Below are 19,651 nucleotides of genomic sequence, written 5' to 3' on the forward strand. Positions count from 1 at the left end.
TGTGATAAATATCCCGACGTGCCGACCGACGCCTGTCCCGCGCTCGTCCGACGACTCGCCGACTACCGTGAGGTGGTCGAGATCGGTGTCGGTCGACGCCCGGAAGTCGCCCGCGCCCTCGCCGAGCGCGGGGTGTCGGTCACGGTGACTGACGTCCACGATCCACGCGAATTCGGCGTGGCGCTCCCCGAAGCAGTGCGGTTCGTCCGCGACGACGTGGTCGCCGCCAGCGAGTCGTCCGACCCGCACCCCTGCTACCGCGCCGCGGCGTACTACGCGCTGAACTGTCCGCCGGAACTCCACCGCCCGATCCGGACGCTCGCCCGCCGGCACGGGGCAGACTTCCTGTTCACGACCCTCGGCGGCGACCAGCCCGCGATCCCCGTCGACCGCGAGACGCTCCCCGGCGAGACGCTGTTCGTGGCACGCGACGGTCCCTGAGCCACTCGTCGAGGCCGGTCCGATCTCCCGTCTGCGTGGGTCGGCGGCCGCGAGACGGAACCTGTCACGCGACGACAAAGCCGGAAACCATTTCCTGTCGGCCGGCGGGGTGTACCCTATGCGAGTCGAAGCGGTCGTACTGGACATCGACGGGGTGCTCGTCGACGTGGCCGACTCCTATCGCCGGGCTATCGTCGACGCCATCGACCACGTCTGCGGGCGCACCATCGCCCGCGAGGAGATTCAGTACTTCAAGAACGCGGGGGGGTTCAACAACGACTGGGAACTCACGTACGCCGGGGCGCTCTACGTCCTCTCGAAACGCGAGGGACTCCGGATGAGCCTCGAGGAGTTCACCGACGAGATCGAGACACGGGGCGGCGGGTTGGCGGCCGCCCGGTCCATCGTCGGCGAGACACTGCCGATGGTGCCACAGGCGCGCGTGAAGGACAAGTGGGACATGGACGCCCTGCGGGACACCTTTCAGGCGCTGTACCTCGGGGGCGACCGGTACCGCGAACTGGAGGGCGGCGAGCCACCGATCGAGACCGAGGGGTACATCGAGGACGAACCGGTCCTGATCTCGCCGGCGACGATCGACGCGCTGACCGAGCGCTACGCGGTCGGCGTCGTGACGGGACGGCCTGCGGCCGAAGCCGAGATCGCGCTCTCGCGGGTCGGTCTCGACGTGCCGGTCGACTACCGGTTCACGATGGACGACGACACCGCCGGGAAGCCGGACCCCGAGGCACTGATCGAACTCGCCAAGCGACTCGACGCCGAGTCGGTCGCGTTCGCGGGCGACACGCTGGACGACGTGTTGACCGCCCGGAACGCCGACGAGACAGACCCCAGTCGGGTCTACTACGGGATCGGCGTGTTGACCGGCGGCTTGCGCGGTGAGGCAGGCCGCGAGCAGTTCACCGAGGTCGGAGCCGACGCCGTGATCGATCACGTCGACGACCTGCCGGAGTTGCTCGAATGAACCAGTTCTCGTTGTTCGTCTCGACGATGGTCCTCCTCGACATCGTGGGACTGCTGTTGACTGTGCTGTTGCTCCCGCCGGCGTCGACGCAAGTCGGCTTTCTGGCGACGATCGTTCTCGCGCCCGTACTCGCCTTCTTCCTCGCGTATCGTGGCGGGTTCGAGGCGCTCGGTCTCGGCGGACTGGTCGATTGAGAGGGCTTCTCTGTCCCCGGCAGAGGCAGAACGTCTCTGTCGGCCTCACGCCGGCAGAGGCAGTCGTGGCCGGTCGCGCAAGGCTTAGGGACGCGCCGCACACAGTCGAACTATGCGAATCGCGCTACTCGGCGGCACCGGCGACATCGGCGAGGGCCTCGCGCTCCGGTGGGCCTACGACAGCGACCACGAGGTACTGATCGGCTCCCGCGACCCCGCACGGGCACGCACCAAAGCCGAGGAGTACGAGACGGAACTCGACAGCCGCGGCCGCGAGGTGACCGTCAAGGGGTTCGTCAACGAGATGGCCGCCGACCGTGCGGACGTGATCGTGCTCGCGGTCCCGCCGTACCACGTCGCGGACACGGTCGAGTCGGTCGCCGACAAACTGGACGACGAGGACGTGCTCGTGACGCCTGCGACCGGAATGAAACGCGACGAGGACGGCTTCCACTACCACCGGCCCTCGGCGGGGAGCGTGACGGCGCTCGCAGTCGAGGCGGCACCCGACGACGTGCCGGTCGTCGGCGCGTTCCACAACCTCCCGGCCGGTCGACTCGCCGACCTGGACGCCGAGTTGGGTATCGACACACTGCTCGTCGGCGACGACGAGGACGCCAAGGAGACGGTCCGTCTGCTGGCCGAGGAGATCGAGGGCCTGCGCGTGCTGGACGCCGGCGGCATCGCCAACGCGCCGGAGATCGAGGGCGTGACGCCGCTGCTCATCAACGTGGCGTCGAACAACGACGACCTGCACGATCTGGGTATCCGGTTCACCTGAGGCGGGAGAGAGGCGTTCGAGGTGAAGCGACAGAGTCGCGCCACACCCGCCGAGGGACCGGAATACGACCACCTGACGGCGGTGGGTCCCGACAATGTTTAATAGCCCGGTCGTGTAGGCGGGACTAATGTCGGAAGTCTGCTCGACGTGCGGGCTGCCCGAGGAACTCTGCGTCTGTGAAGACGTCGCGAAAGAGTCCCAGCAGATCAGCATCCGCATCGACGAGCGCCGCTACGGTAAGGAGGTAACGATCATCGAAGGCTTCGACCCCAAGGACGTGGACCTCGACAGTCTCTCGTCGGACCTGAAGTCCAAGTTCGCCTGCGGCGGCACGGTGGAGGACGACTCCATCGAACTGCAGGGGAACCACACGGGGCGCGTGGAGGACTTCCTCCGCGACAAAGGCTTCAACGTCGCGTGATCGTCACCTGACCGGCCCGCGTCGAGTCGCTTTTTCGCAGAGTCAGTGGGAGTTCGCTCGTGAGTAGCAACGCGCTCGGTCTCCCAGCGAGTGCGGCTCAGAACGGTGCGTCCGGTCCCTCGTCGGCCTCGGCGCTCGCCCCGTCGGGATCGCTTGTCTCGACCGGCCCCTCCCACGCTTCGAGGCCGCCAGCCATGCTCTCGACCGTGGCGTCGGCGGTGCCCTCGTAGGAGCCAACGAGTCGCGCGGCCTGCACGCTCGCCTTCCCGTGCGGGCAGACGGTGACGACGCGGTCGGCGTCGGCCAGTTCCTCGACCCGACTCGGCAACTGCTCGAAGGGGATGTTGACGCTGTCGGGGATGTGGCCCCGGTCGAAGGCGTGTTTCGAGCGGATGTCTACGACTGCCAGCCCCTCGCCGTCGGTCGCGAGGAGGTCGGCCACCTCGTCGGGGTCGATCTCGCCGTCCATGGGAGTCGGTAGCGGTGTGGGTGGTTTATGTTTCTCGGTCGGGGTACGTCTGAGAGAACTCGCGTGAATCGGTTGCAGACGATTCGGGTGAATACGTCGTGAGGTGCTCGGTCGAATCGGTTGTCGGGAACTCGGTCGAATACGTCGTGAACGACGAGGGGTGAAAGCCCCCGCGCTCTCGACCTCCCGCGACTCGGGGCGCTCCTCAGTCAGGCGGGCCGGCAAGCCGGCTCGCCTTCCCTGCGGTGCTACCGTCGTCGGGGGAGGATCGAGAGCGCGGCCCCTTTCAGTCCCGCCCGGTGGATTCTGCGAAAGCGCACGCAACTCGCGGTGGACCAGTCGGATCAGCGCGAGCGCCTCCCTGTAACCGTCGGCGCGACACGGAGGTCGCGCCAGCCCATTCGACCGGTACCTCTGTCGTGAGTCGAATTTCTGCTGTGCTGTCGCGGTGCAGTCGGCGCGTGAGAAGCGTCTTCGTGAGTGAAACGAACAAGGCGAGACCGGAGGTCTCGCCAGCAACCGGCGCGAAGCGCCGGTGACGACGGTCAGCGAGAGCGTGCCTCTCGCCAGACGCGAGGGAGGTCTGCGGGCGGTGCTGAGAGCAGACCGAGGCTGGGGAGGACCGAGGTGCGGTCGCGGTCTGCTGGGCTGTCGGGGTCGCGGTCCACGAGTCGGTCGCAGTCGCGGCCTGCGGTGCTGTCGTGGTTGTGGTCCAAGTAGCAATCCCAGCCACGGAGATCCACTCGACCGGATCGCCCGACCAGCCAACACCGAGTTCACGTCACGAATGATCGGGATTTAAGCGGGCACCCGCCCGTCCCACGACTGTATGAAACTGCACGAGTATCAGGCGAAACAGATCTTCGCCGACGCCGGAATCCCCGTCCCGGACTCCCGGCTGGCGACGTCTGTCGCGGAGGTCGAAGCGGCGGTCGAGGAGATCGGCTTCCCGGCGGCCATCAAAGCACAGGTCCACGTCGGCGGACGTGGCAAGGCTGGCGGCATCAAGATCGCCTCGGACGCCGAGGAAGCGAGCCAGTACGCCGACGAGATTCTCGGGATGGACCTCAAGGGCTACACCGTGGACCGGGTCCTCGTCGAGGCCGGCGTCGACTTCGTCAACGAACTGTACGTCGGGATCACGATGGACCGCGGCGAGGGCAAGCCCGTGGCGATGGTCTCGACCGAGGGCGGCGTCGACATCGAGTCGGTCGCCGAGGAGACCCCCGAGGCGATCGCCCGCGAGCACATCGACCCCGCGTTCGGCCTGCATCCGTTCCAGGCCCGGAAGGTCGTCTACGAGGCCGGCATCCCGCGTGAAGTGGCAGGCGACGTGGCCTCAATCCTGACGACGCTGTACGACCTCTACGAGTCGCGTGACGCCTCCGAGATCGAGATCAACCCGGTGATGATCACGAGCGACGACGACGTGGTCGCCGCCGACGCCGTGATGAACATCGACGACGACGCACTGTTCCGCCAGCCGGATCTCGCGGAACTGGAAGAAGAGACGTTCTCGGACGATCTGGAGAAGAAGGCCAACGAGTACGGCTTCGACTACGTACGCCTCTCGGGCAACGTCGGTATCATCGGCAACGGCGCGGGCCTCGTGATGACGACGCTGGACCTCGTGGACTACTACGGCGGCGAACCCGCCAACTTCCTCGACATCGGCGGCGGTGCGAAGGCCGAACGCGTGACCCACGCGCTGGATATGGTCTTCTCGGACCCGAACGTCGACGCCGTCGTCTTCAACATCTTCGGCGGGATCACGCGCGGTGACGAGGTAGCGAAGGGGATCAACGAGGCGCTGGAGGGCTTCGACGAGATTCCGAAGAAGGTCGTCGTCCGCCTCGCCGGGACGAACGCGAAAGAGGGCATGGAGATTCTCAACACCGATCTCGTAGAGGTAGAGGAGACGCTCGAAGCGGCCGTGCAACGTGCCGTGCAGAACGCTCAGGAGGTGGACGCATGAGCGTCCTCGTCGACGACGACACTCGCGTCGTCGTGCAGGGGATCACCGGCGGGGAGGGCTCCTTCCACGCCGAGCAGATGATCGAGTACGGGACCAACGTCGTCGCCGGCGCGGTGCCGGGCAAGGGCGGCCAGAAGGTCCACGGCGTCCCGGTCTACGACACGGTCCACGCCGCCGTGCGCGAGGAGGACGCCGACGCCTCGGTCGTCTTCGTCCCGCCCGCGTTCGCGGCCGACGCGGTGTTCGAGGCGCTGGACGCACCGCTCGATCTGGTCGTGGCCATCACCGAGGGCGTCCCCACGGGCGACATGGCGAAGGTCTACAAGCGACTGGGCGAGGTCGACACCCGCCTGATCGGCCCGAACTGTCCGGGCATCATCACGCCGGGCGAGGCCAAACTCGGCATCCTGCCGGGCAACATCTTCGCCGACGGCAACGTGGGTCTCGTCTCCCGATCTGGGACGCTCACCTATCAGGTCGTCGACAACCTGACGAGCCGCGGTATCGGTCAGACCACCGCCATCGGTATCGGCGGGGACCCGATCATCGGGACGGACTTCGTCGATGCGCTCGAACTGTTCGAGGCCGACGAGGAGACCGAGGCGGTCGTCATGTGCGGTGAGATCGGTGGCGAGGACGAGGAGGAGGCCGCCGCGTACATCGCCGAGCACATGGACACGCCGGTCGCGGGCTTCATCGCCGGGCGAACCGCCCCGCCGGGCAAGCGCATGGGTCACGCCGGCGCTATCGTCTCCGGCAGTGGGACCGGGACCGCGGAGTCGAAGATTCAAGCACTGAACGACGCGGGCGTCCCGGTCGGCGACACCCCCGAGGAAGTGGCCGACTCCATCGAAGACTTCCTGTAAGACGGGTCGTGTAGTCGTTACTCGGCAGTTTTCTCGTATTTTTGATGGCGATTCGCGGGCGATTGCTTTCTGGCGAGTGGTTCGGCTGACGACTGGATCAGTGACCGCGACTGTGACCGTATCGTAGACTGCGACAGCGGCCGTATCGTAGACTGCGACAGCGACCGCACCGCAGACCGCACCAGCACCGCTACTCGATCCGGGACAACCGGACTATTCGACCGCGACCGCGACATCCCTGCACCGCAACCGCGACCGCACCTCGTCCTCCCCAGCCTCGGCGGACGCTCTCGACACCGCCCGCGTCCGCCTCCCTCGCGCGTTCCTCGCGTCTGGCGAGAGACAAGCTCTCGCTGACCGTCGTCACCGGCGCTTCGCGCCGGTTGCTGGCGAGACCTCCGGTCTCGCTCTGTTCGGTTCCCTCACGAAGACGCCGACCGCACCGCGACAGCGTCGCCGGTTTCCCACCACTACTCACGTCACACTCCACCAGTCAGATGGGCTGGCGCGACCTCCGTGTCGCGCACTTCGCCGGGATGCACCCGGTTCAGGCAAGCCGACGGTCACAGGGAGGCGCTCGCGCTGATCCGACTGGTCCACCGGGCGTTGCATGAGTCTCCGCGAAATCACCGGGTGGGACTGAAAGGGGCCGGCGTCTCGACCCCGCCCCGACGATGTAAGCAGAGCAAGAGCGAAGCTCTCGCCAGCAGTCGGGCGACTCCCGTGTCGCCCGACAACACTGGACTGAACGAGGGCGCGGAGCGTAGCGACGCGCCCTCGTGAGGGAAGCGCGCACCGAGTGTCTCGTGAGGGAACCGAACGAGACTCAGCGAGAGCTTCGCTCTCGCCAGACGCGGCGGGTCGAGACGCCGGGGGCTTTCACCGCTTGTCGTCTGCAACTCACTCTACAGCAACCAGCTCGGCCGGGAGCTTTCACCTCCTGCCCTCTGCAACTCACTCGACCGAGTTCACCACGTAGCAAACAGAACCGACACACGAACCACAGTCTAGTTCCCGGTCCACCGAAGCAGGGCCAGGGTCCCCTCGAACAGACCGACCATCGTCGCCGCGACCAGAATCGGCGACATCCCGGTCGGGTCCGGACTCACGAGGAACGCCAGCCCGAGGAACGCACCCCAGAACAGCAGGCGCTTGTCCTCCAGCCAGATCCGCGTGACGAGGTTCATCATGATCGCCAGCATGATGAAGAGCGGAATCTGGAAGACGATGGCCATGTAGCCCATCAGGATGAGGATGAGGTTGAACGTCTCCTTCAGGCCGAACGCGATGATCGCGGTGCCGGTCGTGTAGGAGGTGAAGTACGCGAAGATGGCCGGCAGGATGATGAAGTGCGCGAAGGCCACGCCGACCAGCGCGAGGATCAGACTCGTCGGGACGGCCGCGAGGTAGTACTTGCGCTCTTTCGGGTAGAGTCCAGGCCGCATGAACAGGTACGTCTGGTAGACGAAGACGGGAAGTCCGATCACCACGCCCGCGAGGCTGGCGACCTTCACCTCGGTCAAGATCAGTTCGAGCGGCGCGTACAGTCGGGGTCGTGTGTCCTGTGCCGGGAGATCCGGGATGTGCGTGTTCCAGAGGAAACTGATCGCGGAGTCCGCGACCGGAAACACCGCCAGCGTGACGACCATGGCGACGCCGACGACGACCGCCACACGGCGCACCATCTCCTCGATGTGCTCCGTGAGGGGCATCTCCTGGTCGCTCTCGGGACCGTCGCCGAACAGGCCGCCGTCGTCCTCGTCGGGAGCGGGGTAGTCCGGCTCTGCGGTGGGGGCGTCCGCCGTCGCCGTGTCTGCGGTCGCCTCGCTGAGTCCCGTGGTCGCGTTCGACTCCTCGGCCATTCATCGAATGGTGGCTTCCCAGTGCTTATAGGCCTTTTTCCATCCGGCGGCGACCGGGCGCGGTCGGGGTAAAAAGATTGATAACGCGAACTCGGCTTATGTCGGATAGTATGTCCAGCGCGCTCGACGAGGACACTCGCCGCACTATCGACGAGGGTCGGCGAACAGCCGGCGCGATGTTGCGCGCCGCCCAGCAGGACCTCCAGAAGGTCTTCATCGTCTTCCTCGTCGGCTTCCTCGGCGCGTTCTACGCTCTGAGCTACGCGGTCTGGCCCTTCCTGAAGGACGTCACCAAGGCCCGGATGGAGGGTGTGCTCGGCGAGGAAGTGCAGATCATCGCACAGACCCCCTTCGACGTGATCCTCTTACAGGCGAAGATATCGCTCGTCGTCGGTGTCATCGTCTGTCTCCCGGCGTTCATCTACTACTCCCGTGACGCGCTCCGGGTGCGCGGGATGTGGCCCTCGTCGCCCGTCGAGCCGTGGAAGGCGGTCCTGATCGGGGTGCTCTCCGTCCTGCTCTTCCTCGCCGGGTTGGCCTACGGCTACCTGTTCTTCTTCCCGGTGATGTTCGAGTTCCTCGCGGGCAACGCGCTGTCTGCGGGGTTCAAGCCGACCTACTCCATCGTGAAGTGGGCGCAGTTCATCTTCCTGCTCACGCTCTCGTTCGGACTCGCGGCACAGATGCCACTCGCGATCACCGGGTTGTCGTACTCCGGCATCGTCCAGTACGAGACGTTCCGCGACAAGTGGCGGTACGCGGTCGTCCTCATCTTCGTCTTCGGCGCGCTGTTCTCGCCGCCGGACCCCTTCACACAGATCATGTGGGCCGTGCCCCTCCTCTTCCTCTACGGCTTCAGTCTCTACCTCGCCAAGGTCGTCGTCACGGCGAAGCGCGGGAGCGAACAGATCGACGTCTGGGCGACGACCAGAGACCGGTGGAACCTCGTCGCCGGCAGTGGCGTCCTGGGCTTCGTCGTCGTCTACGCGTTCTACACGCGCGGTGGCGTCGAACTCGTCAACTCGCTGCTGGCGTCGGTCAGCGACTATCGGGTCGTCGGGGCCGGCGGGACGCTCCCGCTGTCGGCGACGGCCGAGACGGCCGTCTTCGGCGTCGTCGGCGCACTCCTCTTCGCGCTCGGTGCCGTGATGTACTTCGTCTACAACGGGATCGTCGCCACCGACCAGGCGGAGACGGGCACGCCGGCCGGCATCGACATCTCGATCCTTGACGCCGCCGGCGTGCGGGCCGCCCCGCCGGAGGCGTTCGAGGAGATGACCGAACCGCAGGCACTCGAACTCGCCAACGAGGCGATGGACGAGGGCGACAAGGAGAAGGCCCGCGTCATCCTCGACCGCTTCGACGAGGCGGAGTCCGAACGCGAGGCCGGGGCGGACGCCGACGGGGCGGCAGCAGAGGCCGACTCCGACGCCGAGGGCGGCACCGCCGAGGAGATTCCCGGCGTCGCGGACGACATCGGCGACCGGGCCGGGCGGGCCGGCGAGTCGTTCTTCTCGGCACTGTCGGACGACGACGAGGAGGACGAAGACGACATCGGGGGCTACTACACCGACATCCAGTTCATCCTCGACAGTCTCACCTCGCGGGCCTTCTGGCTGGTCGCCATCTTCATGGTGACGCTGGCGGTGACGTTCACGGGCCTCTACCTCGGCGGACTGGCGATCGTCTTCGACAACTTCACCAGCAGACTCCCACCACAACTGCAGGACGGGCAGTTCCTGACGGTCGTCGCGCTCCACCCGGTCGAGGCGCTGATCTTCCAGGTGAAGTTCTCGACAGTCATCGCGGCCATCGCCACCGCGCCGTTCGTCGGTTACTTCGCGTGGCCCGCCCTGCGGGAGCGGAACATCGTCCGTGGCAACCGGAACGTCATCTTCGGCTGGATCGCGGCGCTCGCGGCCGGCCTGATCGGCGGCTTCGTGCTCGGCTACCTCTACATCGCGCCGACGGTCATCTCGTATCTCGTCGCCGACGCGGTGCAGGCGGACATGCTCATCCGGTACCGGATCACCAACTTCTTCTGGTTGATCTTCTTCATGACGGCCGGTATCGGCCTGCTCGCCGACATCCCGGTGCTGATGGTCCTCCTGAACACCGCCGGCGTCAGTTACCGGGCGATGCGCGGTCGGTGGCGCGAGGTGACGGTCGGCATCCTCACCTTCGCGGCGCTGTTCACGCCGGCCAGTATCTCGACGATGCTGCTCGCGACTATCCCGATGATGGCCGCCTACGGCACCGGACTGGGCATCCTGTGGCTCGTGACGTTCGGCGGCCGCCGGAACCTCGCCCCGAGTCGGACGGAGACCGGCGGCGAGGCGCAGGCGGCCGACTGAGTGCTGCTCGGCCGACCCTCGAACCGCGACGTGAGCGAGTGACCGCCGGCGCGTCTGCCGACGGCAGCGTCGGAACGCTGACGTTTTATATTCCCACGAGAATCCTCGGGTATGACCAAGATAAGCGTCGAGATCCCCGACGAACTGCTCGCCGACCTGGACGAGCACGTCGGCGACGACAAGAAGTTCGTGAACCGGAGTGACGCGGTCCGGGCCTCGATCCGGAAGACGCTCGACATGCTGGACGACATCGACGCCCGCCACGGGCGACTGGACGACGATGAGTGAGGACACCGAGAGCCGGCCCGGCGACTCGACGCGGACGAGTGAGGCGACTGCCCCAGCCAGCCCGTCGGGTGATCCTCGATGAGCGGGACGGCGACCGGCGGCCGCGCCGGGACGGGCCAGATCGTCCTGATCGCGCTGTTCGTCACCGCCCTCGTCACCGCACAGTTGACGGCGGCGAAGGTGCTGGCGTTCTCGCTACCCTTCGCGGTCCCGCTGGCGGGGTCGACGCTGGCACTCCCCGGCGCGGCGCTGGCGTACGCCCTGACGTTCTTCGCGTCGGATTGCTACGCCGAACTGTACGGCAAGCGGTCGGCACAGACGCTCGTCAACGTCGCGTTCGCGATGAACTTCGTCATGCTGGCGCTGGTCTGGAGTACCATCGTCGCCCCCGCGTCGCCGGCCAGCAGCGTCCCGCCGGGCGACTTCGCGGCCGTGTTGGGCGCGAGCACCAACATCGTGATCGGGAGTCTGCTCGCCTACGTCGTCAGCCAGAACTGGGACGTGATCGTCTTCCACCGCCTGCGAGAGCTGACCGACGGTGACGCGCTGTGGCTCCGGAACCTCGGCTCGACTGCGACGAGCCAGGCCATCGACACCGCCATCTTCGTGACGGTCGGCTTCTGGGCCGCACCGCTGGTCCTGTCGGGCAGTCCGATCATCCCGCTCGCCGGACTGGTCCCCCTGCTCGTCGGCCAGTACGTCCTGAAACTGTTGATCGCGGTCGCCGACACCCCGTTCGTCTACGCCGTCGTCGGCGTGCTCGGCGGCCAGTCGGGCCGTGGTGGCGGCGTCTCGTCGCCGGACTGAGTCGGCAGAGACTGCCGGCAGAACCGGTCGGATCGCCAGCATACCGCTTTATGCGATCTGCTACCGAACGTCACTCGTGACGACACAGCGGCGCATCCGCCTCGCCGAGAGCGAGGCGATGGAGGGCGGCGTCCGGTGTCCGAAGTGCGGGAGCTACACCTCGTTCGGTGACATCGTGGCGGCCGGTGGTTGTGGCGGCGGGGAGTGGCGCGGCGGCGACTGCGACGCCAGTCTCTCGCTCGACCTAGTCCTCGAGAATCCAGAGTGAGCGAACGCAGAAGCCGACCGGGTCGGCGAGCAGTGCCGCCGATCAGACCGGCGAGGCGAAGCCGAACCGCGGTTTCACGTCCTCGACGCGAACCGTCACCGTGTCGCCCTCCGCGACGCCGGAGACGAACAGCGTGAAGCCCTCGACGTGAGCGATGCCGTCGCCCTCGCTGCCGGTGTCGACGATGTCGACCTCCAGTTCGTCGCCGACCCGCACCGGCGCGGTCAGCAGGCCCTTCCCGACGAGGTAGAGTTCGGAGGACTCGTCGCGGGAGGCGTCGGGGTGGATCGCCCGGACGTACTCGAACTCGGTCTCCATATCGGCACGGAAGTCCGCGAGGTCCTGCCCGTCGAACACCTTCACCGCGAGGTCGCCGCCCGGCCCGAGCAGTTCGAGTGCGGTCTCGAAGGCCTGTCGCGCGAGGTGGATCGACCGGGCGTGGTCGAGGCCGTACTCGCCGGTCATGTTCGGTGCCATGTCGGAGATGACGAGGTCTGCTCCCTGCTCGCCGACGCGCTGGCGGAGTTTGGTCCGGGTGCGCTCCTCGGTCATGTCGCCCCGGAACGTCTCGACGTTCTCGTGGTCTACGTCGCGGATGCGCTGGAGGTCAACGCCGACGACCGTGCCGTGGTCGCCGACGCGCTCTGCGGCGACTTGGAGCCAGCCGCCGGGTGCGGCCCCGAGGTCGACGACCGTGTCGCCCTCGGCGATGAGGCCGGCGTCGTCGTCGAGTTGCTGGAGTTTGTACGCCGACCGACTGCGGTAGCCCTCCTGTTTCGCGCGGTTGTAGTACTCGTCTTTGCCGCTCATGGATTGCTCACCCCAGATCGTGGTCGAATCGCCGATGAATCCGTGGTCATACCTGTGCTGTCGCGGTCGATCCGGAAAGGTACGTCGGATAGTGACTGTGCCTGCGAGGTGACGACCGTCGGTGCCGAAGCGTGTCACGTAGAGCCATCTGACGGTCCAGTGGACGGCAATCGGGGACACAGAGCTGACTCTGCTCGAAGTGTCGTGACCGGGATGGTCACCCAACTGACCGTCGCCGGTGATGTTCCACCTACGCTCGTTCCCACAGCGTCTCGATGCGCTCCTCGATACGACCGAAGACGAGTCGACCGACGTCACGATGGTCGCTCGGCCACTGAGCGTTCTCTGCGTCGGTTCGACTCGCAGTCGGTGGTGGATGGAAGTGGTCGCGTGCGTTGTGTGCGTTCGGGTGTCGATCCCAGCAGCACATCCACGTGTCGTCGCTTCGCTCCTCTCTGTAGTGGAAATTGAAGTCGTCGTTACGATACCAACGAACCTCGAGCCGTGCGGTCGCCTCGTCCGGATAGTACTCACTGGACAGTTCGACGCGAAGGTGTAGTCGCTCCGCCTCGACGATCTCCGCCCGCTCGACCGTGCGACTGCCGGCGAACCGGGATCGCATCTGCTCCAACACAGCCCGATCTATCGGCGCAGGACTCGCGCCGTCGTCCACCGGAACCATCGTTAGCTGTGTGACGGAGCGGTCGAACCGGCGGCCTTCCGCCGAGCGCGTTCGTGGAACCGACGTTCCTCGACGGCGGTCGCCCAGTCGCCGAGATCGACGTACACGTCGTCGATTCGGTGCGCATCGAACCCGAGCACGTCGACTTCGGCAGGCGACTCGGCGTCGTACTCGTCGCGGTACGTCTCGATCCTGTCCGTGAGTTCCGAGACGCGGGCTTGTAGTTCGTCGATGGTGTTCTCTCGCGCCAGTTCGTTCACTCGTCGCCACTCGAAGTAGTCGTCGTTGCGTTCGTACCGGACCGGTCGCCCCTCGTGGCGGACGACGATGCCGAGGTCGGCGTAAAACGAGAGATGTGTCCGGGCAGACTGCACCGAGCAGTCCGCCTGCTCTGCGATCTCGGCGGCGGACATCGGCTCTCTGGCGTGGAGCACCGCGCCGTAGACGCGCTGTTTAGTGTCTTCGTCCCCGAAAGGTTGCTCGAACGGCGGGGGGTCGTCCTTCGGACTGTCGTCTACCATGCCTCGACCGACGAGGGTGACACACATATTTCTTTCTCTGGCAAAAATATGTGTTTCGGGTTCGGTGTCACGAACCGTGGTTGCGGTACCGGAGTACACGGCTCCCTCACGGCTCCGGGCGCTGTCCCAACGTCCCGGTGCTGTCTCGGCGTGCCGGCGCTGTCTCCGACCGTCGCTCACTCCGACTCAGAGCCGGTCGTTTCGACGCCGAGATCGGCACAGGATTCGGTGAACGGTGTCAGCAGTCCTTCCTCGTTTATCAGATACCGGATGGAGTAGCAGTCCGCCTGCCCCTCTCTCAGGTCGGGACCGATAGCCGCCCAGTCGTTCTCGTCAACTCTGGCCGACAACACCCATGGCCCACGGTCACGCGGCCAATCGCCGGTGAACGCGGCACCGCCGACCTCGCCGTCCCGCATCGCGTCGAGTCGCACCGTCTCCTCGTAGACCATCTCGTCGCGGCGGTCGATCCGGAGCGTGAGGTCGTGTGGGTCGCGGTCGCGGTTGAACGCGCCGAGTGAGTGGATGCGGTACGTCGGTGTGAGCAGTGGACCGGCACAGCCAGCGAGCGAGGTGCTTCCAGCGAGTGCCGCAGTGCGAGCGAGCGTGCCGGTCCCGCCAGCGACGAGTCGGAGGGTGTGTCGTCTGTCGAGCATCGGAGGGCAGTCCGTCGGTGCTTCGGCCGCGACCGCCGAGTATCCACCGACCCAGTCGCTGGCTCACACGGACGCCCGGACAGCACAGATTTTTCATCCCCCCGTCCATCCGTCAGGCTATGAACTACCGGGAGGTCACGGGGAGCCGCGAGTTCCTCCTGCGACTCGACACGGACGCCGACTGGCGGCAGGAGATCGAGGAGTTCGCCGCGCGAGAGGACATCGACGCGGCGTGGTTCCTCGGGATGGGCGCGGTGCAGGACGCCGAGATCTGGTTCTACGACCAGTCCGACTACGAGTACCGGTCGGTGCGGTTCGACGAACCGCTGGAGGTCGCCAGTTGCGTGGGCAACGTCGCCCTGCTGGACGACGAACCCTTCGCGCACACCCACGTCGCGCTCTCCCGCCCGAGCGGCCAGACGCTCGCCGGCCACCTCAACGCCGCGACGGTCTTCGCCGGCGAGGTGTACCTCAAGACGTTCGAGGAACCGCTGGAACGCGAACACGACGACGTGACCGACCTCGACCTGTGGCTGTGAGGTGTCGGTGATGGGCGCATCGACCGAGGGGAGGTGCTCGTGATGCGCGAGGACGACGAACGCTACTTCGAGCGCATCGAGAGTCGGCTGGACGAGGCGTTCGACCGCGCCGAGGCCGCGAAGGCGCAGGGCCACGATCCGAAAGAGGCGGTCGAGATTCCGGTCGCGAAGGACATGGCCGACCGGGTGGAGAACATCCTCGGCATCTCCGGCGTCGCGGAGCGCGTCCGCGAGTTAGAGGGCGAGATGTCCCGCGAGGAGGCCGCGCTGGCGCTCGCGGAGGACTTCGCCGAGGGGAAGGTCGGCGACTACGACAGCAGGGAGGGGAAGGTCGAAGGCGCGGTCCGGACCGCCGTCGCCCTGCTGACCGAGGGGGTCGTCGCCGCCCCCATCGAAGGGATCGACCGCGTCGAACTGCTGGAGAACGACGACGGGACCGAGTTCATCAACGTCTACTACGCCGGCCCGATCCGCTCTGCCGGCGGGACGGCGCAAGCGCTCTCGGTCCTCGTGGCCGACTACACCCGGACGCTGATCGGCGTCGAGGAGTACAGGGCCCGCGACGAGGAGATCGAACGCTACGCCGAGGAGGTCAACCTCTACGACAAGGAGACCGGACTCCAGTACACGCCGAAAGACAAGGAGTCGACGTTCATCGCCGAGCACATGCCGATCATGCTGGACGGCGAGGCGACCGGCGACGAGGAGGTCTCGGGCTTCCGCGACCTCGAACGCGTTGACACCAACAACGCTCGCGGCGGGATGTGTCTCGTCCTCGCGGAGGGGATCGCACTGAAGGCCCCGAAGATTCAGCGGTACACCCGCCAACTCGACGAGGTCGACTGGCCGTGGCTCCAGGATCTCATCGACGGCACCATCGGCAAAGACGACTCGAAGGCGGCGGACGACGCCGAAAGCGAGTCCGAAGCCGACGAGGAGAGCGAGGGAGCCGACACAGGTGACGAGACCGACGAGGAGACGCCCGCAGACACACCGGCCGGCCCACTCCGCGTCGAGCCCTCCACGAAGTTCCTCCGAGACCTGATCGCCGGGCGACCCGTCTTCGGCCACCCCTCCGAGTCCGGCGGCTTCCGACTCCGGTACGGCCGGTCGCGGAACCACGGCTTCGCCACGGCGGGCGTCCACCCCGCGACGATGCACCTCGTGGACGACTTCCTCGCCACCGGGACGCAGATCAAGACCGAGCGCCCGGGGAAGGCGGCCGGCGTCGTCCCGGTCGACTCCATCGAGGGTCCGACGGTCAGACTCGCGAACGGCGACGTGCGCCGCATCGACGACCCCGAGGAGGCACTCGAAGTCAGAAACGGCGTCGAGAAGATCCTCGACCTGGGCGAGTATCTCGTCAACTACGGCGAGTTCGTGGAGAACAACCACCCACTCGCGCCGGCGTCGTACACCGTCGAGTGGTGGGTCCAGGAGTTCGAGTCCGCCGGCGGGGACGTGCAGGCGATGGAAGACTCCCCGCACGTCGATCTGGACGACCCGACGCCCGAGGAGGCCCTGGAGTGGGCGACCGAGTACGACTGTCCGCTCCACCCGAAGTTCACCTACCTCTGGCACGACGTGTCGGTCGAGGCGTTCGAGACGCTGGCCGACGCGGTCGCGAGCGGCGAGGTCGTCGCCGGCGACGGCGGAGCGGTCGAAGGAGCGATCCCGGACGACCTCCGGTCGGAGGAGGCCGATCCGATCTCCGGCGACCTCCGAATCGAGCGAACCGACGAGTTGCAGACGACGCTCGAATCACTCCTCGTCGAACACACCCAGACCGAGGAGGCGATTCGGATTCCCGAGTGGCGACTGCTCGCCGCGTCGCTCGGCGTGACGCCGGAACTGGAGCAGACCTGGGACGACCTCTCGGCATCTGCCCGCGAGCACGCGGTCGAAGACCCGGGCGACAACGCGGTCGCGGCGGTCAACGAGGTCGCGCCCTTCGAGGTCAGGGAACGCGCGCCGACCCGGATCGGCAACCGGATGGGCCGCCCCGAGAAGTCCGAGAGCCGCGACCTCTCGCCGGCGGTCCACACCCTCTTTCCCATCGGGGAGGCCGGCGGTACCCAGCGCAACGTCGCGGACGCGGCCCGCGCCCGCAACGAGGCCGGCCAGCGCGGCATCGTCGAGGTGCAGGTCGGCACCCGCCGGTGTCCCGACTGCGACGCGGAGACCTACCGGACGCTGTGTCCCGAGTGTGCGACCCACACCGAGGCGTACTACGAGTGCGAGGACTGTGAGATCGAAGCCGAACCGGACGAGTCCGGGCGCGTCGAGTGTCCGCGCTGTGACCGCGAGGTCTCCTCGGTCGACTGGCACGAGATCGACCTCGGGGCGGCCTTCCGCGATGCCCACGAGCGAGTCGGTGAACGCGAGGCCTCCTACGACATCCTCAAGGGCGTGAAGGGACTCACCTCGGCGGACAAGACGCCCGAACCCATCGAGAAGGGCATCCTCCGGGCGAAGCGCGGCGTCTCGTCGTTCAAGGACGGCACGGTCCGGTACGACATGACCGACCTGCCGGTGACGTCGGTGCGACCCTCGGAACTGGACGTGACCGCCGAACACTTCCGGGAACTCGGCTACGACACCGACATCGACGGCGAGCCACTGCGCTTCGACGACCAACTGGTCGAACTGAAGGTACAGGACATCGTTCTCTCGGACGGCGCGGCCGAGCACATGCTGAAGACGGCCGACTTCGTGGACGACCTGCTGACGCAGTTCTACGACCTGCCGGCGTTCTACGAGGTAGACGAGCGCGACGATCTGGTCGGTGAACTCGTCTTCGGAATGGCACCGCACACGTCGGCCGCCGTCGTCGGCCGAGTGGTCGGCTTTACGTCTGCTGCTGTCGGGTACGCGCATCCGTACTTCCACGCCGCGAAGCGACGCAACTGTGACGGCGACGAAGATTGCGTCATGCTCCTCATGGACGGCCTGCTGAACTTCTCGAAGCAGTACCTCCCGGACAAGCGTGGGGGTCGCATGGACGCGCCACTGGTGATGTCCTCGCGCATCGACCCCGCCGAGATCGACGACGAGGCGCACAACATGGACATCGTCAGGCAGTACCCCGAGGAGTTCTACGAGGCCACCTTAGAGATGGCCGACCCGAGCGACGTCGAGGAGTTGATCCAGATCGGCGAGGACACCCTCGGCACCGAGGACCAGTACCACGGCTTCGACCACACCCACGACACCTCGAACATCCACCTCGGGCCGTCGCTGTCGGCGTACAAGACCCTCGGGTCGATGATGGACAAGATGGACGCCCAACTCGCACTGTCCAGAAAGCTCCGCGCGGTCGACGAGACCGACGTGGCGGAGCGCGTCATCGAGTACCACTTCCTGCCGGACCTGATCGGGAACCTCCGGGCGTTCTCGCGGCAGGAGACGCGCTGTCTCGACTGCGGGGAGAAGTACCGCCGGATGCCACTGACCGGCGACTGCCGGGAGTGTGGCGGCCGGGTGAACCTCACGGTGCATCAGGGATCGGTGAACAAGTACATGGACACCGCCATCGAGGTGGCCGAGGAGTTCGGCTGTCGGGACTACACGAAACAGCGGTTAGAGGTGCTGGAGCGGTCGCTGGAGAGCGTCTTCGAGAACGACCACAACAAGCAGTCCGGTATCGCGGACTTCATGTGAACTCTAGAATTCAGACCCCTGAATTGCTGTTGGACAACCACTGAATCCTTCTTCGGTCAATTTGGGCAAAAGCGATATGTCAGTTAGTATGGTATGTGGGGATATGCGTCTAATGCCTCCTCTTAGTGCACTCAGTGATTTGGTCAATCTGTTCCCCGGCGACCCAGCCGTCATCTTTGTCGCCGGTGTCGCACTCGCTATTTTGATTCTACTCGCACGCCTCATGGGCTGAATTTTCAGACCCGTTGTGATAAGTGATAACTCTCGACTAGACGGGTCGCTCCGGCGTGAGACGACGCTCCCGTCCGCGCTTTTATTCTGTTTGCGGACCTTCACCACACCATGACGGTCAACTTCGACTTCGACGGGAAGGTAGCACTCGTCACCGGCGCGTCGGGCGCACTCGGCAGTGCCGTGGCCCACGCCTTCCGAGATGCAGGAGCGACGGTCGCCGCCGCCGACATCGTCGAACCGGACGACGAGGACGCCCTGCTCGACCCGGCGGGGGACGTCCACTTCTATCAGGGCGACTTCACCGACGAGGCCGACGTGGAGCGCGTGATCGACCAGATCGTCGCGGACCACGGTCGACTGGACTACGTGGCGAACATCGCCGGGACGTGGCGCGGGGGGACGCCAATCGACGAGACCGACGTGGACACCTTCGACTTCCTGTTCGACGTGAACCTGAAGACGATGTTCCTCACCTCGAAACACGCCGTCCCACACCTCCGGGAGACCGAAGGGGCCATCGTCTCTATCTCCGCGCGGTCCTCGCTGGAGGGCGGCGAGGGCGACGGCATCTACCGCGCCACGAAGGCGGGCGTCCGCCTCCTGACCGAGACCATCGCCGAGGAGAATCTCGGGACCGTCCGCGCGAACGCGGTCATGCCGAGCGTCATCGACACCCCGATGAACCGCGACATGATGTCCAGTTCCGACTTCTCGAATTGGGTGACACCAGAGCAGATCGCCTCCGTGATCATGTTCCTCTGCTCGGACGCCGCCGCGGTGACGAGCGGTGCGGCCGTCCCGGTGTACGGCGAAGCCTGAGCCACCGGTCGGACTGTTC

19 protein-coding genes and 1 pseudogene are annotated in these 19,651 nt (G+C 66.4%); 14 read left to right on the top strand and 6 right to left on the bottom strand.

All coding sequences use genetic code 11. The features are described from left to right. Positions 1-18: 18 nt before the first annotated feature. The 5 genes from LI337_RS08125 (at position 19) to yciH (ending at position 2,822) form a co-directional block, all read left to right on the top strand. Positions 19-441: a UPF0146 family protein gene (locus LI337_RS08125; RefSeq protein WP_227229305.1), complete on the top strand. Its 423-nt coding sequence runs from the start codon at positions 19-21 to the stop codon at positions 439-441. A 118-nt stretch (positions 442-559) separates the two neighbouring features. After that, complete coding sequence (locus LI337_RS08130; protein WP_227229306.1) at positions 560-1,426, top strand: TIGR01548 family HAD-type hydrolase; 867 nt, start codon at positions 560-562, stop codon at positions 1,424-1,426. Next, complete coding sequence (locus tag LI337_RS08135; RefSeq protein WP_227229307.1) at positions 1,423-1,620, top strand: DUF7534 family protein; 198 nt, start codon at positions 1,423-1,425, stop codon at positions 1,618-1,620. Before LI337_RS08130 ends, LI337_RS08135 begins: the two co-directional genes overlap by 4 nt. 112 nt (positions 1,621-1,732) lie before the next feature. Further along, positions 1,733-2,401, top strand: coding sequence for an NADPH-dependent F420 reductase (gene npdG, locus LI337_RS08140; protein WP_227229308.1), 669 nt, complete (start codon positions 1,733-1,735; stop codon positions 2,399-2,401). 127 nt (positions 2,402-2,528) lie between these two features. Beyond that, positions 2,529-2,822, top strand: a complete 294-nt coding sequence (gene yciH / locus LI337_RS08145) for a stress response translation initiation inhibitor YciH (protein ID WP_227229309.1) — start codon at positions 2,529-2,531, stop codon at positions 2,820-2,822. A 97-nt stretch (positions 2,823-2,919) separates the two neighbouring features. On the opposite strand, the gene LI337_RS08150 is transcribed toward yciH, so the two are convergent. Further along, entirely contained in the window at positions 2,920-3,291 is a 372-nt protein-coding gene (locus LI337_RS08150; RefSeq protein ID WP_227229310.1) for a rhodanese-like domain-containing protein, read from the bottom strand. Positions 3,292-4,120: 829 nt separating this feature from the next. Here LI337_RS08150 and sucC point away from each other — a divergent pair. Both sucC and sucD read left to right on the top strand, forming a co-directional pair. Next, the gene (gene sucC, locus LI337_RS08155) at positions 4,121-5,266 is read left to right on the top strand and encodes an ADP-forming succinate--CoA ligase subunit beta (protein ID WP_227229311.1); all 1,146 of its coding nucleotides are present in this window, start codon (positions 4,121-4,123) and stop codon (positions 5,264-5,266) included. After that, positions 5,263-6,132, top strand: a complete 870-nt coding sequence (sucD, locus tag LI337_RS08160; RefSeq protein ID WP_227229312.1) for a succinate--CoA ligase subunit alpha — start codon at positions 5,263-5,265, stop codon at positions 6,130-6,132. Before sucC ends, sucD begins: the two co-directional genes overlap by 4 nt. Before the next feature lie 1,007 nt (positions 6,133-7,139). Here sucD and tatC (LI337_RS08165) read toward each other — a convergent pair. Continuing rightward, positions 7,140-7,961: pseudogene (gene tatC / locus LI337_RS08165) on the bottom strand (twin-arginine translocase subunit TatC); the annotation flags it as partial. 143 nt (positions 7,962-8,104) lie between these two features. On the opposite strand from tatC (LI337_RS08165), the gene tatC (LI337_RS08170) reads away from it, so the two are divergent. The 4 genes from tatC (LI337_RS08170) (at position 8,105) to LI337_RS08185 (ending at position 11,711) form a co-directional block, all read left to right on the top strand. Next, positions 8,105-10,348 (top strand): twin-arginine translocase subunit TatC, encoded by a 2,244-nt coding sequence (gene tatC, locus LI337_RS08170; protein ID WP_227229314.1) that lies wholly within the window; start codon positions 8,105-8,107, stop codon positions 10,346-10,348. Positions 10,349-10,459: 111 nt separating this feature from the next. After that, positions 10,460-10,636: a ribbon-helix-helix domain-containing protein gene (locus LI337_RS08175; RefSeq protein WP_227229315.1), complete on the top strand. Its 177-nt coding sequence runs from the start codon at positions 10,460-10,462 to the stop codon at positions 10,634-10,636. A gap of 78 nt (positions 10,637-10,714) precedes the next feature. Further along, complete coding sequence (locus LI337_RS08180; RefSeq protein ID WP_227229316.1) at positions 10,715-11,443, top strand: queuosine precursor transporter; 729 nt, start codon at positions 10,715-10,717, stop codon at positions 11,441-11,443. Between the two features lie 76 nt (positions 11,444-11,519). Next, a complete protein-coding gene (locus LI337_RS08185) occupies positions 11,520-11,711 on the top strand; it encodes a hypothetical protein (RefSeq protein WP_227229317.1) in 192 nt (63 codons plus the stop codon). 42 nt (positions 11,712-11,753) lie between these two features. Here LI337_RS08185 and LI337_RS08190 read toward each other — a convergent pair whose 3' ends face one another. The 4 genes from LI337_RS08190 to LI337_RS08205 all read right to left on the bottom strand — a co-directional run bounded on the left by LI337_RS08190 (position 11,754) and on the right by LI337_RS08205 (position 14,380). Beyond that, a complete protein-coding gene (locus LI337_RS08190) occupies positions 11,754-12,521 on the bottom strand; it encodes an RlmE family RNA methyltransferase (protein ID WP_227229318.1) in 768 nt (255 codons plus the stop codon). Between the two features lie 250 nt (positions 12,522-12,771). Next, positions 12,772-13,143 carry a toxin-antitoxin system TumE family protein gene (locus LI337_RS08195; RefSeq protein WP_227229319.1) on the bottom strand — a complete coding sequence of 124 codons (372 nt, stop codon included), beginning with the start codon at positions 13,141-13,143 and terminating at the stop codon, positions 12,772-12,774. A gap of 62 nt (positions 13,144-13,205) precedes the next feature. Beyond that, positions 13,206-13,724, bottom strand: coding sequence for a helix-turn-helix domain-containing protein (locus LI337_RS08200; protein WP_227229320.1), 519 nt, complete (start codon positions 13,722-13,724; stop codon positions 13,206-13,208). 176 nt (positions 13,725-13,900) lie between these two features. Further along, positions 13,901-14,380 carry a hypothetical protein gene (locus LI337_RS08205; RefSeq protein ID WP_227229321.1) on the bottom strand — a complete coding sequence of 160 codons (480 nt, stop codon included), beginning with the start codon at positions 14,378-14,380 and terminating at the stop codon, positions 13,901-13,903. 119 nt (positions 14,381-14,499) lie between these two features. Here LI337_RS08205 and LI337_RS08210 point away from each other — a divergent pair, with 119 nt between their 5' ends. From LI337_RS08210 to LI337_RS08220, 3 genes are all read left to right on the top strand, one after another. Further along, the gene (locus tag LI337_RS08210) at positions 14,500-14,919 is read left to right on the top strand and encodes a PPC domain-containing DNA-binding protein (protein ID WP_227229322.1); all 420 of its coding nucleotides are present in this window, start codon (positions 14,500-14,502) and stop codon (positions 14,917-14,919) included. Positions 14,920-14,961: 42 nt separating this feature from the next. Then, complete coding sequence (locus LI337_RS08215) at positions 14,962-18,579, top strand: DNA polymerase II large subunit (RefSeq protein WP_227229323.1); 3,618 nt, start codon at positions 14,962-14,964, stop codon at positions 18,577-18,579. A 342-nt stretch (positions 18,580-18,921) separates the two neighbouring features. After that, positions 18,922-19,632: an SDR family oxidoreductase gene (locus LI337_RS08220; protein ID WP_227229324.1), complete on the top strand. Its 711-nt coding sequence runs from the start codon at positions 18,922-18,924 to the stop codon at positions 19,630-19,632. Positions 19,633-19,651: the final 19 nt, after the last annotated feature.

It is taken from the genome of Salinirubrum litoreum (assembly GCF_020567425.1).
In the GTDB taxonomy this organism is placed as follows: domain Archaea; phylum Halobacteriota; class Halobacteria; order Halobacteriales; family Haloferacaceae; genus Salinirubrum; species Salinirubrum litoreum.

What these genes read in the sequence shown, in the direction of transcription:
- LI337_RS08130 (WP_227229306.1), top strand. Translation starts at nt 560, where the DNA reads ATGCGAGTCGAAGCGGTCGTACTGGACATCGACGGGGTGCTCGTCGAC.
- LI337_RS08135 (WP_227229307.1), top strand. Translation starts at nt 1,423, where the DNA reads ATGAACCAGTTCTCGTTGTTCGTCTCGACGATGGTCCTCCTCGACATC.
- npdG (WP_227229308.1), top strand. Translation starts at nt 1,733, where the DNA reads ATGCGAATCGCGCTACTCGGCGGCACCGGCGACATCGGCGAGGGCCTC.
- yciH (WP_227229309.1), top strand. Translation starts at nt 2,529, where the DNA reads ATGTCGGAAGTCTGCTCGACGTGCGGGCTGCCCGAGGAACTCTGCGTC.
- LI337_RS08150 (WP_227229310.1), bottom strand. Translation starts at nt 3,291, where the DNA reads ATGGACGGCGAGATCGACCCCGACGAGGTGGCCGACCTCCTCGCGACC.
- sucC (WP_227229311.1), top strand. Translation starts at nt 4,121, where the DNA reads ATGAAACTGCACGAGTATCAGGCGAAACAGATCTTCGCCGACGCCGGA.
- sucD (WP_227229312.1), top strand. Translation starts at nt 5,263, where the DNA reads ATGAGCGTCCTCGTCGACGACGACACTCGCGTCGTCGTGCAGGGGATC.
- tatC (WP_227229314.1), top strand. Translation starts at nt 8,105, where the DNA reads ATGTCCAGCGCGCTCGACGAGGACACTCGCCGCACTATCGACGAGGGT.
- LI337_RS08175 (WP_227229315.1), top strand. Translation starts at nt 10,460, where the DNA reads ATGACCAAGATAAGCGTCGAGATCCCCGACGAACTGCTCGCCGACCTG.
- LI337_RS08180 (WP_227229316.1), top strand. Translation starts at nt 10,715, where the DNA reads ATGAGCGGGACGGCGACCGGCGGCCGCGCCGGGACGGGCCAGATCGTC.
- LI337_RS08190 (WP_227229318.1), bottom strand. Translation starts at nt 12,521, where the DNA reads ATGAGCGGCAAAGACGAGTACTACAACCGCGCGAAACAGGAGGGCTAC.
- LI337_RS08195 (WP_227229319.1), bottom strand. Translation starts at nt 13,143, where the DNA reads ATGCGATCCCGGTTCGCCGGCAGTCGCACGGTCGAGCGGGCGGAGATC.
- LI337_RS08200 (WP_227229320.1), bottom strand. Translation starts at nt 13,724, where the DNA reads ATGGTAGACGACAGTCCGAAGGACGACCCCCCGCCGTTCGAGCAACCT.
- LI337_RS08205 (WP_227229321.1), bottom strand. Translation starts at nt 14,380, where the DNA reads ATGCTCGACAGACGACACACCCTCCGACTCGTCGCTGGCGGGACCGGC.
- LI337_RS08210 (WP_227229322.1), top strand. Translation starts at nt 14,500, where the DNA reads ATGAACTACCGGGAGGTCACGGGGAGCCGCGAGTTCCTCCTGCGACTC.
- LI337_RS08215 (WP_227229323.1), top strand. Translation starts at nt 14,962, where the DNA reads ATGCGCGAGGACGACGAACGCTACTTCGAGCGCATCGAGAGTCGGCTG.
- LI337_RS08220 (WP_227229324.1), top strand. Translation starts at nt 18,922, where the DNA reads ATGACGGTCAACTTCGACTTCGACGGGAAGGTAGCACTCGTCACCGGC.